A 13,894-nucleotide genomic window follows, 5' to 3' on the forward strand; every position below is an offset into this window, starting at 1 on the left:
CTGGTGGCCCCCCGGCCGTGGCCGGGGCGGCGGGGTCGCCGGCGCGATACCGCCGGCGCGCGGCTCAACTGGCCGACGGCAGGTCGCGGATGGCAACGCCGCGATCGATCGCATCGCAGCGCGCGTCCTCGGCGGCGGCGCGCTTGCGCGAAAGCTCCAGCACTTCGCGGGCGCGATCGCGGGGAATGAAGCAGACGCCGGTGTCGTCGGCCACCACGAGGTCGCCGGGATTGACGCGTATGCCCTCGATCTGGACCGGGCCGTTGATCTCGATCGTCTCGATGCGCCACTTGCCCGTGATGGGCGAGACTTCGGTGGCCCACACCGGGAAACCGACGCGGCGCGAATGCGCCACGTCGCGCACCCCGCCCGACACGATGGCGCCGATCTCGCCCTGGCGCTTGGCCACCTGGGCCGAGATGCCGCCCATGTTCGACAGCCCGGGCACGCCCTCGATCACCAGTACGTCGCCTTGCTCCGCGATGTTGTGGGCCTCGATCTCGGCCATGCCGTTGCGGTGGGCGCGCGCGTTGTCGACCGGATGGCCGGTCATGACCGTGTTGCGCAGGGTCATGGCCGGGCCGACGATGGTGGCGCCGGGAATGGTGGGCCGAAGCAGCGAGCCGGGCAGCGTTCCGGCGATGCCCAGGTGGTCCATGACGTCCGACACGATGCCGGTGGCGTCGCCCAGCGCCTTGAAGCCCTCGATCAGGTCCTTGGGCGGGCGCTCGATGTCGAGGCTCCTTACCCGTTCCGGGGCGATCTTGCCCAGCAGCGTCTTGGTCATGCGTGGTCTCCGTGAGGAATGAGGCGCGCCGCCGCCTGCGGCCTATCCGCGGCGGCGGTCTTCATGTGTGAAAAATTCTCATCGCTTTCCCAATATGCATCAATCGATTTATAGTCAATATGATTGACTTTTACTCATAGAGATGGCCACTCGCCTGCCCCCGCTCAATCCGCTGCGCACCTTCGAGGTGGCGGCGCGCCACCTGAGCTTCACGCGTGCCGCGCGCGAACTGCACGTGACGCCCGGCGCCGTCAGCCGGCAGGTCATGGTCCTGGAGGAATTCCTGGGAGCCCGGCTGTTCGAGCGGGTCAACCGCGAAGTGCGGCTGACGGCGGTGGGCCGGCGCTACCTGGACGACCTGAACGATGTGTTCGACAACATCGGCGAGGCTACCCAGCGCGCCATGCAGGGCGTGCGCGACAAGCCGCTGCACATCTGGTGTCCGATGACCTTCGCGATGCGCTGGCTGGTGCCGCGGCTGCCCGCATTCCACGCCGCCAATCCTGGCCGCGACGCCATCTTCACCACTTCGCTCAAGCCGGTGGACTTCACCGAGCACGACGCCGACGTCGCCATCCGCATGGGCCGCGGCGACTGGCCCGGCGTGATCTCGCGCTTCCTGGTCGGCATCGAACTGCTGCCGGTGTGCAGCCCCCGGCTGCTGGATGGGCGCGCCCCGCTCGCCCATCCGCGCGACCTCGCCCGGCACACGCTGCTGCAATCGGTGGCCCGGCCCGAGTACTGGCCGACCTGGCTGGAGGCCGCCGGCGCGGGGGACATCGACCCGGATCGCGGGATGACTTTCGAAAGCGTCAGCCTGGCCTACCAGGCGGCGCTGGAGGGACTGGGCGTGGCCATGGGGCAGCATGCGCTCGTGGCCGAGGACCTGGCGGCGGGCAGGCTGGTCGCGCCCTTCGGCCTGCGCGTCCCCATCGATAACGCCTTCTACCTGATCTATCCCGAGCGGCTGCAGTACGACACGCATCTGTGCACGTTCCGCGACTGGATCCTGGCCGAGGCCCGCGCGGACGAAGCCCGGCGCGCACCGCCCCGGGCTTGAGGCAAGCGTGCCGGCTCAGGCGGTCCGCACGGACGGGAACCGTATCCGGACGCCCAGGCCGCGCCCGCGCAGGCCGGTCCCCACCTGGATGGATGCCGCGTGCGACTCGGCGATCTGCGCGACCAGCGACAGGCCGATGCCGCTGCCGCGTTCGGTGGTGCCCGCCACGCGGTAGAAGCGGTCGAAGATGCGCCGGTACTCGGACTCGGGCACGCCGGGGCCATCGTCGGCCACGGTCAGCAGCACGCCGCCGGCTTCGCGCCGGCAGGCCACGGCGATGTGCGCGTCGCGGCCGCCGTAGCGCACCGCATTGTCGACCAGGTTGCGCACCAGGATGCCCAGCGGATCGACCCGGCCGCGCACCAGGCAGTCCTCGGTGTCCAGGCTGATGCGCTGGCCCCGCTCGGCGGCGCCCGTCTCGAAGTCCCGCGCGATCACGGACACCACGGTGTGCAGTTCCACGTCGTCTTCGCCGAAACCGTTGGCATCCAGCCGGGCCATGTCCAGCAATTGCTCGGACAGCCGCGCGCTGCGCTGCGTGGTCGCCAGCAGCTTGCCCAGTTCGGCACGCAGCTGCACGGGATCCTGGCACCGCAGGGCGTTCTCGGTCTGCACCGTCAGGACCGCGAGCGGCGTGCGCAGCTCGTGCGCGGCGTCGACCAGGAAACGCCGTTCGTTCTGCATGGTCTCGTCCAGCCGTCCGAGCAGGCCGTTGAACGACTCCACCAGCGGACGCAGTTCCACCGGCAGTTCCCTGGCCGGCAACGGCTGCAGGTCGGTGGGGCGCCGCTGCAGGATGCGGCGCGACAACCGCGTGACGGGAAGGACCGACCACTGGACCAGGCAGCCGACGACGCTGGCCAGCATGCAGGCCAGTATGCCGACGAACATCAACCCGCGGGTCAGGCGCTCGTGCAGCTCCTTGCGCAGCAGCGACTGCGGCTTGCCCACCTGCACCTGTATCCGCTTGCTGGCGTCCGAGACGGCATACACGCGCCAGGGTTCGCCCCCCACCAGGGTGGTGGCGTAGCCGTCGCGCATGTCCGGCACGATGGGCCGGCCGGGCGCGGCCGGGGAATGCAGCACGCTGCCGCCGGTCGCCAGGTTCCAGACCTGGAAGGTCATCTTAAGCTGGGAAGTGTCCAGCCGCTGCTCGCCCGGCAGCGAAAAACCGCGCTCGGCGACGTTGTTCTCGAGCCCGACCGGCAGCGACAACAGGGTCAGGTTCGCCACCTCGCGCAGCGCGGCGTCCCATTCCCCGCTCGATTCGCGCGTGACCTCGGCCCGGTACCACAGGAACGACCCCGCCCAGGTCAGCAGCATGGTCGCGACGATGCCCGTCAACAGGCGCGCGCGCAGCGATCTCATCGCGCCTCCCGCAACCGGTAGCCGTAGCCGTGCACGGTCTCGATCAGGTCCTCGCCCAGCTTGCGGCGCAATTGATGGACGTAGACCGCCACGGTATTGCTTTCGATCACGCCGTCGCTGCCGTAGACCGCCTCCTCCAGCGCCGTGCGGGACAAGGCCTTGCCCGCCTTTTCCATCAGCGCCAGCAGCGTCCGGTATTCGTGCGCGCTGAGCGCGACCGGCTGTCCCCGGCAGGCGACCGAGCGCGAGGCCGGATCGAGCTCGACGTCGCCGCTGCGCAGCACCGGGGCCACGCGTCCCAGGCTGCGGCGCAGCACGGCGCGCAGCCTGGCCCGCAGTTCGTCGACCTGGAAGGGCTTGACCAGGTAATCGTCGGCCCCCGCGTCCAGGCCGCCTATGCGGTCGCTCAGGCGGTCGCGCGCGGTCATGATGATGACCGGTGTCGTGTCGTAGCGCGCACGCATGGCGGCCAGCACGCCCAGCCCGGAGCCGCCGGGCAGTCCAAGGTCGAGCAGGACCGCCGCGTAGTCGTGGTCGATCAGCGTCAGCCGCGCCGCGGCGGCATCGCGAGCCCATTCGACCGCGGTGTCGTGCTGGCCCAGCGCGGTGACGAGCGCATCGGCAAGCATGGCGTCGTCTTCTACGAGCAGGATGCGCAAGATCGGTTTCCCGTTGGTTCGGATAAGTGGCGCGCGCAGCCGTGTCGGCCGGCGCAGGCCAGTATCGTCGCCCGATTTTAAAAAGTTCTTAAACCGCCCCGCCCAGAATTCGCGGTGGCGGCTGGTTCGCGCTCATGCCCGGGCCGGGCTGGCCGCCGCCTTCATGTCCACATTCGGAACCGCCCGCGGCGGCGGGTTCCAGGAGCCAGCCATATGATCCAGGATCCGCGCAGCCTCTGCCTCTGCTTCCTGCTGGGCGCCATGCAGCCCGCCGTCGGGCAGGACCTCGTGGGCGGCGGCATTGCCGTCATCCCGGCCTATCCCGGCGCCGACAGCTATCGCGTACTGCCGGCGCCCATCCTCAATTTCCAGCGCGGCCCCTTCTTCATCTCGAACAGCCAGGGGCTGCCCGGGCTGGGCCTGAAGACCGAGGTCGCCCCCGGCCTGAGCGTGGGAGTACGCGCCGGCTTCGGCCTGGGCCGCAAGGAAAGCCGGTCCGACAGGCTGTCCGGCCTGGGCGACATCGATGCCCATGCCCAGTACGGCGTGTTCGCCGACTGGGCGCCCGGCAGATGGCGGGCGTCGCTGTCCTACACCCAGGCGGCCAAGAGCGGCTATGGCGGCACCCTGGCCGCGCGCGGTTCCTACGCCATCTGGCAGGGCGGCAAGCACGATGTGCAGGTCGGCGCCGGCCTGGAATGGGGTAACCGCGATCACATGCAGACCTGGTTCGGCGTGACGCCCGAGCAATCCTCGCACAGCGGCGCGGGACTTGCGGCCTACCGGCCGTCCTCGGGCCTGCGCTCGGGCTCGGCCTTCGCGCTCTGGACCTACCGGCTGGACCAGCGCTGGCGCGTCGTCACGCTGCTGGGCGTGCAGACCTTGATGGGCGACGCGGCCGACAGCCCCATCGTCGAGCGCAAAACCGCCGCCTTCGGCAGCGTGGGCCTGGCCTACTCGTTCTGAAGCGGCCCCGCCGCGAGCGCCCGCGCTTCCAGCACGCCGCGCAGCGCGATCTTCACCGCCTGCATGCGCACGGCGGTGCGGTCTCCCGCCAGCAGATGCGTGGCCGTGCGTACCCGCATGCCTTCGGGCGTGGTCCATGCCCAGCCGAAGCACACCATGCCCACGGGCTTGCCCGGCGTCGCGCCGCCGGGGCCGGCGATGCCGGTCGTCGACACCGCCATTTGCGTCCGCGCCGCCTTCAGCGCCCCGGCCGCCATCTCGCCCGCGGTCTGTTCGCTGACCGCGCCATGCGCGGCCAGCGTGTCTTCCCGCACCCCCAGCTCGGCCACCTTGGCCGCGTTGGTATAGGTGACGAACCCCCGGTCGAACCAGGCACTGGAACCGGCCACGGCCGTGACCAGCCCCGCCACCAGCCCGCCGGTGCAGGATTCGGCGGCCGCCAGCATCCAGCCGGCCGGCTGCAGGGCGCCCCCCAAGGCGGCGGACAGATCTAGCGATTCCTGGTCGAACATGTCGATCTCCCCGGTCAGGCCTGAGCGACGATACGCCAGTACAGCGCGCAGACCAAGAGCGCGTAGAACGCGGCGATCATGTCGTCCCACATCACGCCCAGGCCGTTCTTGAGCCGGCGGTCGAAATGGCCGATGGGGGGCGGCTTGAGGATGTCGAACAGGCGGAACAGCAGGAAGCCGAAGGCCTGCGACACCACGGAATCCGGGATCAGCCACAGCACGGTCCAGAAGGCCACCATCTCGTCCCATACCATGCCGCCATGATCGGGCACGCCCAGGTCGCGTCCCGTGCGGTCGCAGGCCCAGATGCCCACGACGAATGCCGCCGCCAGGAAGATCGCCTGGTGCAACGGCGCCCCCAGCACCATGGTCAAGGGCTGCCACAGCGCCCAGGCCAGCAGCGTCCCCCAGGTTCCCGGCGCCGGGCGGATCAGTCCGCTGCCCAGGCCGAAGGCAATGGTGCGCGACAGGCGCGCGCGCATCCAGCCGAAGCTGGGACTCGCCGGCACCGGGCCGGCGGAGGAAATGTCGGTCATGATGTCTCAGGCAAGGAGCCCGCCGCCGGATCGACCGGCATCGGGAAGTGATCGAAGCCCGCTCGGGGCAGGTCCGGCACCGGCATGCCGCCGGCGTCCACCACCCGCAGGCCGGGGCCGGCGTCCACCGCGCCGATGCGCGTGGCCGCCACGCCCGCGCGCGCGGCCGCCTCGGCCACCCCGGCGCGGGCCTCCGCAGGCGCGGTGAAGCACAATTCGTAGGCATCGCCGCCGCCCAGCGCGCAGCGCCGCCGCCAGGGCGCCGGCAGGGCCGCCACGGCCGGCGACACCGGCACGTCATCGGCGCACAACCGTGCGCCGCATCCGCTGGCGGCCAGGACATGGCCGAGATCCTGCAGCAGGCCGTCCGAGATGTCGATCGCCGCGCTGGCCAGGCCGCGCAGCGCCAGCCCCAGCGCCACGCGCGGCTCGGGCCATTCGAGCGCGCCGCGGGTCGCCGCCAGCACCGCCGCCCGGTCCGCCACCGGTACGTCCCGCTCGCCCAGCAGCAGGCGCAGCGCGAGATCGGCGTCGCCCAGCGTACCCGACACCCAGATGTCGTCGCCAGGGCGGGCGCCCGAGCGGCGCAGCGCCGCCTGGGCGGGCACGCTGCCGAAGATCGTGATGGACAGGGTCGTGCCCGCGTCGCTGCGCGTGGTGTCGCCCCCGACCAGGGGACAGCCGTAGGCGTCGGCCAGCGCGAACAGGCCGGCGGCGAAGGCCGAGAGCCAGGCATCGTCCACGCGCGGCAGCGCCAGCCCCAGCACGAAGGCCGTCGGTTTCGCGCCCATGGCGGCAAGATCGGACAGGTTCACGGCCAGCGACTTGTGGCCCAGCGCGCGTGGATCGACGTCGGGAAAGAAGTGGCGCCCTTCCACCAGCAGGTCGGTGCTGACCGCCGTGGCGTCGGCCGAGGGCGAGAGCAGCGCGCAGTCGTCGCCCACCCCCAGCATGCCCGCCGGCGCCGTCCGGGTGAAATGCCGGCGGATGAGTTCGAACTCACCGCTCATGCCAGCTCCCCCGGCCCGGGCCAGGCACCGTCAACCCCGACGGCCGGCCTGGACCTCGGCGGCGCGGACTTCGGCCGCGAGCTTGTCCAGCACGCCGTTGACGAACTTGAAGCCGTCGGTGCCACCGAAGGACTTGGCGAGTTCGACGGCCTCGTTGATGACGACCTTGTACGGAATCTCGACGTGGTTCTGCAGCTCGTAGGTGCCGATCAGCAGGATGCCGTGCTCGACCGGCGACAGCTCCTCGACCTGGCGGTCGAGGAAGGGCGCGAAGCGTTCGCGCAACGCGGCCGCGTCGCGGGCGGCGCCGTACAGCAGCGCCTTGTAATGGCCCAGGTCGGCTTCGGCGAAACCCTCGCCGTCCTGCATGTGAGCGTCGATCTCGCCCATCTCGCCGGCGTCGCCCCCCTTGAGCAGCCACTCGTACACCCCTTGCAGGGCGAACTCGCGCGCGCGGCGGCGCGCGCTGCGCGCGTTCTGGCGGCTGGCCTCAGTCATCCTGTTCTTCCTCGTCGTCGAAATCTTCGTCGTCCTCGTCCTCGTCGTCCTCCTCGGGCTCGAGGGTGGCCAGCAGGTTCGCCATCTCGACGGCGGTCTGCGCGCAGTCGCGGCCCTTGGTCGCGGCGCGCTCCACCGCCTGCTCCTCGGTTTCCGTGGTAAGCACGCCGTTGGCGACGGGGATGCCGGTCTCGAGCGCGACGCGGCTGATGGCCGCCGCGCTCTCATTGCTGACCACTTCGAAGTGGTAGGTCTCGCCGCGGATCACCGCGCCCAGGGCGATCAGTCCGTCGAACTCACCGGTGTGGGCGAGCTGGGCCAGCGTCACGCCCAGTTCCAGGGCGCCGGGCACCGACACGACCATGATGTCGCGCTCGTCCACGCCCAGCTTGCCGAGTTCTTCCAGGCAGGCCTGCAGCTGCAGTTCGCCGATGTTTTCATTGAAGCGGGAGCGCACGATGCAGATATGCAGCCCTTCGCCATTCAGATCGGGAGTCATGGTATAGGGGTTCATGATGGGGCGCCGTCCTTGGTGGGGGGTTGGTCATGGCCGGCCTCGTAGCCGGTCACGGTAAGGGAGAAGCCGGTCATGCTGGGCATGCGGACCGGCCGTGCCAGCAGCTTCATGCTGCCGACGTTCAGGTCTTTCAGGATCTGCGCGCCCACGCCATAGGTGCGCAAGTCCATGCGCACCGGCGCGTCGCCGCAGGCCGCGCCGGTGCGGTCCTGGTCGATCAATTGCTGGAACTCGGCCGCCAGGTCGCTGGCCGTGCCGTCGCAGTTGAGCAGGATGACCACGCCGGATTCGGCCTGGGAAATGGCTTCCAGGGCGCTGGGCACGCTCCAGCTGTGCGTGCTGCGGGCCACTTCCAGCACGTCGAGCAGCGACGTGGGCTCGTGCACGCGCACCAGGGTCTCGCGCTCGGGATGGATCTCGCCATGGACCAGCGCGAGGTGGGGCGCGCCGCTGGGCGTATCGCGGTACATCACCGCGCGAAAGACGCCGTGCGCCGTGCGGATCGGCCGCTCGGCCACGCGCTGCACCAGCGACTCGTGTTCGCTGCGGTACTGGATCAGGTCGGCGATGGTGCCGATCTTGACGCCGTGCTGGCGCGAGAACTCGATCAGGTCGGGCAGCCTGGCCATGGAGCCGTCGTCCTTGAGCACTTCGCAGATGACCGAGGCGGGCGTGAGCCCCGCCATGGCGGTCAGGTCGCAACCGGCTTCGGTGTGGCCGGCCCGCGCCAGCACGCCGCCGCGGGCCGCCTTCAGCGGAAAGATGTGGCCGGGCTGCACCAGGTCGGACGGCTTGGCGTCGCGCGCCACGGCGGCCTGCACCGTGCGGGCCCGGTCGGCCGCCGAGATGCCGGTGGTCACGCCCTGGGCGGCTTCGATGGAAACGGTGAAATTGGTACCGTGCTTGGTGCCGTTGGCCGACACCATGAGCGGCAGGTTCAACTGGCGGCAGCGCTCTTCGGTCAGCGTCAGGCAGATCAGGCCCCGTCCGTAGCGGGCCATGAAATTGATGGCCTCGGGCGTGACGAACTCGGCTGCCATGACGAGGTCGCCTTCGTTCTCGCGGTCCTCCTCGTCGACCAGGATGACCATGCGGCCGGCGCGCAGCTCGGCCACGATTTCCGGCACCGACGAGATCGCCGAGGAGCCGCCGGGGGTGGGAACGGGAGAAATGAATGCAGACATGAAGATCGTCCGGCGCGGGGTTGCGGGGTTGTACCGGCGGCGGCGCGGGCGGTCGGCCGATACGGGGAAACCGGGTATTTTACCCGGATGCCGGGACAGCAAGGGGGCGGCGCGCAGCGCAGCCTACGGCGCCGGGATCGGGTCGTCCACCCCGTCCAGCCGGGGCCTCAGCGCCGGATCCAGCGACTCGCGCCCGTCGAACACGAAGCACTCGCCGTCGTAGCCCTCCCCGCCGGTTTCCTCGAAATACTTCAGGATGCCGCCCTCGAGCTGGTAGACGTGCTCGACGCCGGCTCGCGCCATGTAGATGGCCGCCTTCTCGCAGCGGATGCCGCCGGTGCAGAAACTCACCACGGTCTTGCCCGCCAGGTCGTTCCGGTGCGCCTGCACGGCCGCCGGGAATTGCGTGAAGCGGGAAATGCGCCAGTCGATCGCGCCCCGGAAGGTGCCGTGATCGACCTCGAAGGCATTGCGGGTGTCCAGCATGACGACCTCCCGCCCTTCGTCGTCCCGGCCCTGGCGCAGCCACCGTGCCACCGTGCGGGCATCGACAGCCGGCGCCCGGCCGGCTTCGGGACGGATGGCCGGATGATCCATGCGGATGATCTCACGCTTGATCTTCACCAGCAGCTTGCGGAACGGCACCCGGGCGGACAGGCTTTCCTTGACCTCGATGCCCGCCAGCCGGCCGCCGAAGTCCGGGCCATGCCGCAGCCACTCCAGCCAGGCGTCGATGCCCGGGCGGGTGCCGGCCAGGAACAGGTTGATGCCCTCGTGCGCCAGCAGCACCGTACCCTTCAGTCCGCACGCCAGGGCCCGGTCGCGCGCCGCGGCCTGCAGCGCGGGCAGGTCGTCCAGGGTCAGGAAACGGTAGGCGGCGATGTTGACGACGGCGGGCACGGCGGGGATCCGGAAAACGACGAGGCGCGATAGTTTACGCGCCGGCGCCCGGCGCCTCGAATTCGAGCTTGTGGAAGCCGTAGCGCTCGGCCGTCATGTGGGCCAGGATGGCCACGGCGATCTCGGGCGGCGTGCGGGCCCCGATGCGCAGGCCCACCGGGCCGTGCAGCCGGGCCACCTCGTCCGGGGTCAGGTCGAACTCGACCAGCCGCTCGCGGCGCTTGGCCTGGTTGGCCCGCGAACCGATGGCGCCAACGTAGAAGGCCTGGGACTTGAGCGCCTCCAGCAGCGCCAGGTCGTCCAGCTTGGGATCGTGGGTCAACGCGACGATGGCCGTATGGCGATCGGGGCGCATCTCGGTCACGGTATCGTCGGGCATGGTGGTCACCAGCCTCGCGCCCGGCACCTCCCAGCCCTGCGTATATTCCTCGCGCGGATCGCAGACGATGACCTCGTAGTCCAGCGCCAGCGCCATCTGCGCCAGGTACTGCGACATCTGCCCCGCGCCTATGATCAGCAGGCGCCAGCTCGGCCCGTGGGTGGCAACCAGTTCCGAGTCGGTCAGCGACAGCGTGTCGGCACGGTCGCGGGCGGCCTCCAGCACGGCGCGGCCGGTGGCCAGGTCCAGCCGGCGCAGCACCCGATGCCCCTGGGTCAGCTCCGCCAGCAGCTCTTCCACGCCACTATGGTCGGCGACCGGCTCCAGGACCAGTTCCAGCGTGCCGCCACAGGGCAGGCCGAAACGCGTGGCCTCCTCGGCCGAGACACCGTAGCGCACCACGCTGGGCACGCCGGTGGGCCAGGCACCGGTGCGCGCCTTGTCCGACAGGTCGTCCTCGATGCAACCGCCCGACACCGAACCGGCGATCGAACCGTCGCCGCGCACGGCCACCATCGCGCCGATGGGCCGGGGCGCCGAGCCCCAGGTGCGCGTCACCGTGCCCAGCACGACCTCGTGCCCTTCCCGCCGCCACTGGGCCAGGCGCCGCAGGACGTCCAGATCGACGTTGTCCATCGTCGTACCCACTCCACGTCATTCTCAGGACGCCATGATAGTCCACGACGCGGCCGGGACCGCTATGCGCAGGCCTGCGGCGCCGGGGCCGGAAAGCGGCCGGCGCGGCTGACGCCGCCGATGGCGGGCCGCTGCAGCCGCTCACCCAGCCACTGCGCCGTCCGCAGCACGGCGTCCAGGTCGATGCCGGTGGCCACGCCCATGCGCTCGAGCATGTAGACGACGTCCTCGGTGGCGATGTTGCCGGTGGCCGCCGGGGCGAAGGGGCAGCCGCCGAAACCGCCCGTGCTGGCGTCCAGGGCATCCACGCCCGCTTCCAGCGCCGCCAGCACGTTGGCGATGCCGGTATTGCGCGTATTGTGGAAATGGCAGCGCAGGCGCGCGTGCGGCGCCAGCGCGCGCGTGCCCGCCAACAGCTCGCGTACCTGGCTCGGCACCCCGCAGCCTATGGTGTCGGCCAGCGCGATCTCGTCCGGCCGGGCCGGCAGCAGCGACTCCACCAGGGCCAGCACCCGTTGCGCGGGCACCTCGCCCTCGAAGGGGCAGCCGAAGGCGGCGCCGACGGTGACGGAGGTACGCATGCCGGCCGCCCGCGCGCCCGCCAGGATGGCCGAGGCGGCCGCGACCACCTCGGCCACGCCCGCGCCCTGGTTCTTGCGCGAGAAGGTCTCGCTGGCGACCACCACCACGTTGGCCTCGTCGCAGCCGGCCGCCCGCGCCCGCGCCAGGCCCGGCTCGTTGAGCACCAGGCCGATCAGCGACAGGCCCGGACGGCGCTCGACGCCCGCCATGACGGCCTCGGCATCGGCCATCTGCGGCACCCGCTTCGGATTGACGAAACTCGTCGCCTCGATCCGCCTGCCGCCGGCATCGGCGATGCGGCGGATCAGCTCGATCTTGTCAGCCGCGGGCAACAGCACGCGCTCGTTCTGGATGCCGTCGCGCGGTACGACGTCGATGATCTCCACGTGGCCGTCCATGCCGGGTCCCCCGTATCTGTGGTCAGGGGCAGTATAACTTTGTCCGGACAAATCGACATCGCGGCGCCTCAGAATGCCCCTGCGCCCCCGCCAAGCCGCTACACTGGGACATGCACGGCGCGATACGGGCACCGGACGGTGCGGCCGCGTGGGCGCCTCTTCCAGGAGCGAACGTCATGACGGCAGATTACACGGCATCCCTGCGCGACCGCGTCGTGCTGGTCACCGGCGGCACGCGCGGACTGGGACGCGAAATGGCGCTGGCGCTGGTGGCGGCGGGCGCCCGGGTGGCGATCACCGGCGCCCATGCCTCGGACGCCATGCACGAGACCATGGCGCAGGCCCAGGCCACGGCCGGCATCGGGCGCATGTTCGCCATCGTCGCCGACGTCACGCGCTTCGAGCACTGCTCGCGCGCGGTGGCCGAGATCCGCGACCATTTCGGCGCGCTGCACGTGCTGGTGAACAATGCCGGCATAGGCATGGGCGTCATCAGCGACACCTTCACCACCGAGCCCGCGCGCTTCTGGCAGACCGACCCGCAGGCCTGGCGGGCGATCATCGACACCAACATCAACGGCGCCTTCAACATGGCGCGCGCCGCCGCACCGCTGATGGTGGCCCAGGGTTTCGGCAAGATCATCAACATCTCGACCAGCGACCAGACCATGGTGCGCCGGGGCTATTCGCCCTACGGGCCGAGCAAGGCCGCGCTGGAGGCCGCCTCGCGCATCTGGGCGCAGGACCTGACGGGCACGGGCGTGGACGTGAACGTCTATCTGCCCGGCGGCGCGGCCGACACCGATTTCCTTCCCGGCGGTCCCAACAGGAAAGGCGCCGACGGCAACCTGCTGCCCGCCTCCATCATGCGGCGCGGCATCCTGTGGCTGTGCTCGGACGCCTCCAATGGCCGCACCGGCGAACGCTACATCGCGCGGCTATGGAATGAATCGCTGCCGGCCGAACTGGCCGCCGAAGGCGCCCGCGCGCCGCACGTGGACAAGCCGGCCATCATGTAGGCGCCCCGGGCAAGGCCGGACCGAGCACATGAACCCCTAAGGCCGGTTCCCGCTAACCCCGGCGCTCGATCTCCATCCGGTAACTGAAGCTGGCCGCAGGGTGCCAGTTGAACGAACAGATGACGCTGCCCACCGCCGAGAAATAGTGGCGGATCAGGCACAGCGCGATCGCGTCGGCCCGCTCGTCCAGCAGCGGCCGCAGGTGGGCCGGCATGGGCTCGGCGCGGATCTCCTGCGTGGCCCGCACGATGGGCTCGCCCGCGCGCGCCTCGATGTGGGCATAGAAGGGTCCCACGCAGCCGGGCAGCTCGGGCCCTATCCAAGCCAGCCGCTCGGGCAGGAAGGAACTGGTGCAGCAGATAGGCGTGCCACCCCGCTCGGTCCAGCGCACGCTGTCCACCTGCAGCCAGCGGTCGCCCTCGCGCGCGCCCAGCATGGCGGCGGTGGCCGCGTCCAGCGTCACCAGGGTCGAGGCGCGGATCTCCACGTGCGTGTCCAGCGCATACTGGAACAGGTCGGACAGCGAGGCGATCGACTGCTGGTAGGCCCGTCGCGACCGTGACGCAAGCACCACCGTCCCGGCTCCGGGGCGGCGTTCGACCATGCCGTGCTCGACCAGGCGGGCCAGCGCGGCGCGTATCGTGTAGCGGCTGGCCTCGAACTCGCGGCACAGTTCGCCTTCGGTGGGGACGTGGCCGCCCACCGGATAGATGCCGTGCTCGATGCGAGCCAGCAAGGCATCCAGGATCTGCCGGTAGCGGGGGCTGTCGCCGGGCTGTGTTTTCGGGTGTCGTCCTGCCGGCATGCCGCGGGAAATACGCAAGGTTCGGGGTAAGGAAAAGTACCCGGGAAGATAGCATGCGGGGCGGGCGGTTCATGCGGA

The 13,894-nt window shown here is 70.6% G+C and carries 16 protein-coding genes; 3 read left to right on the forward strand and 13 right to left on the reverse strand.

Going from position 1 to position 13,894, the window contains the following annotated elements:
- Nucleotides 1-64 precede the first annotated feature (64 nt).
- Entirely contained in the window at nucleotides 65-787 is a 723-nt protein-coding gene (locus tag N5K27_RS07030) for a dimethylmenaquinone methyltransferase (protein WP_087839816.1), read from the reverse strand.
- Nucleotides 788-929: 142 nt separating this feature from the next.
- Between N5K27_RS07030 and gcvA the strand changes: the two genes are divergently transcribed.
- Nucleotides 930-1,847 carry a transcriptional regulator GcvA gene (gene gcvA / locus N5K27_RS07035; RefSeq protein ID WP_087839817.1) on the forward strand — a complete coding sequence of 306 codons (918 nt, stop codon included), beginning with the start codon at nucleotides 930-932 and terminating at the stop codon, nucleotides 1,845-1,847.
- A gap of 15 nt (nucleotides 1,848-1,862) precedes the next feature.
- On the opposite strand, the gene N5K27_RS07040 is transcribed toward gcvA, so the two are convergent.
- Together N5K27_RS07040 and N5K27_RS07045 are read right to left on the reverse strand one after the other, a co-directional pair.
- A complete protein-coding gene (locus N5K27_RS07040) occupies nucleotides 1,863-3,215 on the reverse strand; it encodes an ATP-binding protein (protein ID WP_087839818.1) in 1,353 nt (450 codons plus the stop codon).
- Entirely contained in the window at nucleotides 3,212-3,874 is a 663-nt protein-coding gene (locus tag N5K27_RS07045; RefSeq protein WP_087839819.1) for a response regulator transcription factor, read from the reverse strand. Before N5K27_RS07045 ends, N5K27_RS07040 begins: the two co-directional genes overlap by 4 nt.
- Before the next feature lie 213 nt (nucleotides 3,875-4,087).
- Between N5K27_RS07045 and N5K27_RS07050 the strand changes: the two genes are divergently transcribed.
- The gene (locus N5K27_RS07050; protein ID WP_243724686.1) at nucleotides 4,088-4,840 is read left to right on the forward strand and encodes a MipA/OmpV family protein; all 753 of its coding nucleotides are present in this window, start codon (nucleotides 4,088-4,090) and stop codon (nucleotides 4,838-4,840) included.
- Here the strand turns inward: N5K27_RS07050 and N5K27_RS07055 are convergent.
- The 9 genes from N5K27_RS07055 to N5K27_RS07095 form a co-directional block, all read right to left on the reverse strand.
- Nucleotides 4,828-5,352: a nicotinamide-nucleotide amidohydrolase family protein gene (locus tag N5K27_RS07055; protein WP_087839820.1), complete on the reverse strand. Its 525-nt coding sequence runs from the start codon at nucleotides 5,350-5,352 to the stop codon at nucleotides 4,828-4,830. The genes N5K27_RS07050 and N5K27_RS07055 overlap by 13 nt on opposite strands.
- Before the next feature lie 14 nt (nucleotides 5,353-5,366).
- A complete protein-coding gene (locus N5K27_RS07060) occupies nucleotides 5,367-5,834 on the reverse strand; it encodes a phosphatidylglycerophosphatase A (RefSeq protein ID WP_243724689.1) in 468 nt (155 codons plus the stop codon).
- A gap of 50 nt (nucleotides 5,835-5,884) precedes the next feature.
- Nucleotides 5,885-6,898, reverse strand: coding sequence for a thiamine-phosphate kinase (gene thiL, locus N5K27_RS07065; protein WP_132980648.1), 1,014 nt, complete (start codon nucleotides 6,896-6,898; stop codon nucleotides 5,885-5,887).
- A gap of 30 nt (nucleotides 6,899-6,928) precedes the next feature.
- Nucleotides 6,929-7,396 carry a transcription antitermination factor NusB gene (gene nusB, locus N5K27_RS07070; protein WP_087841604.1) on the reverse strand — a complete coding sequence of 156 codons (468 nt, stop codon included), beginning with the start codon at nucleotides 7,394-7,396 and terminating at the stop codon, nucleotides 6,929-6,931.
- The gene (ribH, locus tag N5K27_RS07075) at nucleotides 7,389-7,910 is read right to left on the reverse strand and encodes a 6,7-dimethyl-8-ribityllumazine synthase (RefSeq protein WP_087841605.1); all 522 of its coding nucleotides are present in this window, start codon (nucleotides 7,908-7,910) and stop codon (nucleotides 7,389-7,391) included. Before ribH ends, nusB begins: the two co-directional genes overlap by 8 nt.
- Nucleotides 7,907-9,097, reverse strand: coding sequence for a bifunctional 3,4-dihydroxy-2-butanone-4-phosphate synthase/GTP cyclohydrolase II (gene ribBA / locus N5K27_RS07080; protein WP_087841606.1), 1,191 nt, complete (start codon nucleotides 9,095-9,097; stop codon nucleotides 7,907-7,909). Before ribBA ends, ribH begins: the two co-directional genes overlap by 4 nt.
- Before the next feature lie 123 nt (nucleotides 9,098-9,220).
- On the reverse strand, nucleotides 9,221-9,997 hold the full coding sequence (locus N5K27_RS07085; RefSeq protein ID WP_279815447.1) for a sulfurtransferase: 777 nt from the start codon (nucleotides 9,995-9,997) through the stop codon (nucleotides 9,221-9,223).
- Nucleotides 9,998-10,031: 34 nt separating this feature from the next.
- Nucleotides 10,032-11,012, reverse strand: a complete 981-nt coding sequence (locus tag N5K27_RS07090) for an XdhC family protein (protein ID WP_087841608.1) — start codon at nucleotides 11,010-11,012, stop codon at nucleotides 10,032-10,034.
- Between the two features lie 62 nt (nucleotides 11,013-11,074).
- Entirely contained in the window at nucleotides 11,075-11,992 is a 918-nt protein-coding gene (locus tag N5K27_RS07095) for a hydroxymethylglutaryl-CoA lyase (RefSeq protein WP_279815449.1), read from the reverse strand.
- 176 nt (nucleotides 11,993-12,168) lie between these two features.
- Here N5K27_RS07095 and N5K27_RS07100 point away from each other — a divergent pair, with 176 nt between their 5' ends.
- Complete coding sequence (locus N5K27_RS07100; protein WP_279815451.1) at nucleotides 12,169-13,011, forward strand: SDR family oxidoreductase; 843 nt, start codon at nucleotides 12,169-12,171, stop codon at nucleotides 13,009-13,011.
- A 52-nt stretch (nucleotides 13,012-13,063) separates the two neighbouring features.
- On the opposite strand, the gene N5K27_RS07105 is transcribed toward N5K27_RS07100, so the two are convergent.
- Nucleotides 13,064-13,816, reverse strand: a complete 753-nt coding sequence (locus tag N5K27_RS07105) for a GntR family transcriptional regulator (protein WP_087841611.1) — start codon at nucleotides 13,814-13,816, stop codon at nucleotides 13,064-13,066.
- Nucleotides 13,817-13,894 lie beyond the last annotated feature (78 nt).

Source organism: Pigmentiphaga sp. GD03639 (assembly GCF_029845405.1).
Classification (GTDB): Bacteria; Pseudomonadota; Gammaproteobacteria; order Burkholderiales; family Burkholderiaceae_B; genus Pigmentiphaga; species Pigmentiphaga daeguensis.

Bases quoted from the DNA above. Each gene is read 5' to 3' on its own strand.
- N5K27_RS07030 (WP_087839816.1), bottom strand. From the start codon at position 787: ATGACCAAGACGCTGCTGGGCAAGATCGCCCCGGAACGGGTAAGGAGC.
- gcvA (WP_087839817.1), top strand. From the start codon at position 930: ATGGCCACTCGCCTGCCCCCGCTCAATCCGCTGCGCACCTTCGAGGTG.
- N5K27_RS07040 (WP_087839818.1), bottom strand. From the start codon at position 3,215: ATGAGATCGCTGCGCGCGCGCCTGTTGACGGGCATCGTCGCGACCATG.
- N5K27_RS07050 (WP_243724686.1), top strand. From the start codon at position 4,088: ATGATCCAGGATCCGCGCAGCCTCTGCCTCTGCTTCCTGCTGGGCGCC.
- N5K27_RS07055 (WP_087839820.1), bottom strand. From the start codon at position 5,352: ATGTTCGACCAGGAATCGCTAGATCTGTCCGCCGCCTTGGGGGGCGCC.
- N5K27_RS07060 (WP_243724689.1), bottom strand. From the start codon at position 5,834: ATGCGCGCGCGCCTGTCGCGCACCATTGCCTTCGGCCTGGGCAGCGGA.
- thiL (WP_132980648.1), bottom strand. From the start codon at position 6,898: ATGAGCGGTGAGTTCGAACTCATCCGCCGGCATTTCACCCGGACGGCG.
- nusB (WP_087841604.1), bottom strand. From the start codon at position 7,396: ATGACTGAGGCCAGCCGCCAGAACGCGCGCAGCGCGCGCCGCCGCGCG.
- ribH (WP_087841605.1), bottom strand. From the start codon at position 7,910: ATGAACCCCTATACCATGACTCCCGATCTGAATGGCGAAGGGCTGCAT.
- ribBA (WP_087841606.1), bottom strand. From the start codon at position 9,097: ATGTCTGCATTCATTTCTCCCGTTCCCACCCCCGGCGGCTCCTCGGCG.
- N5K27_RS07090 (WP_087841608.1), bottom strand. From the start codon at position 11,012: ATGGACAACGTCGATCTGGACGTCCTGCGGCGCCTGGCCCAGTGGCGG.
- N5K27_RS07095 (WP_279815449.1), bottom strand. From the start codon at position 11,992: ATGGACGGCCACGTGGAGATCATCGACGTCGTACCGCGCGACGGCATC.
- N5K27_RS07100 (WP_279815451.1), top strand. From the start codon at position 12,169: ATGACGGCAGATTACACGGCATCCCTGCGCGACCGCGTCGTGCTGGTC.
- N5K27_RS07105 (WP_087841611.1), bottom strand. From the start codon at position 13,816: ATGCCGGCAGGACGACACCCGAAAACACAGCCCGGCGACAGCCCCCGC.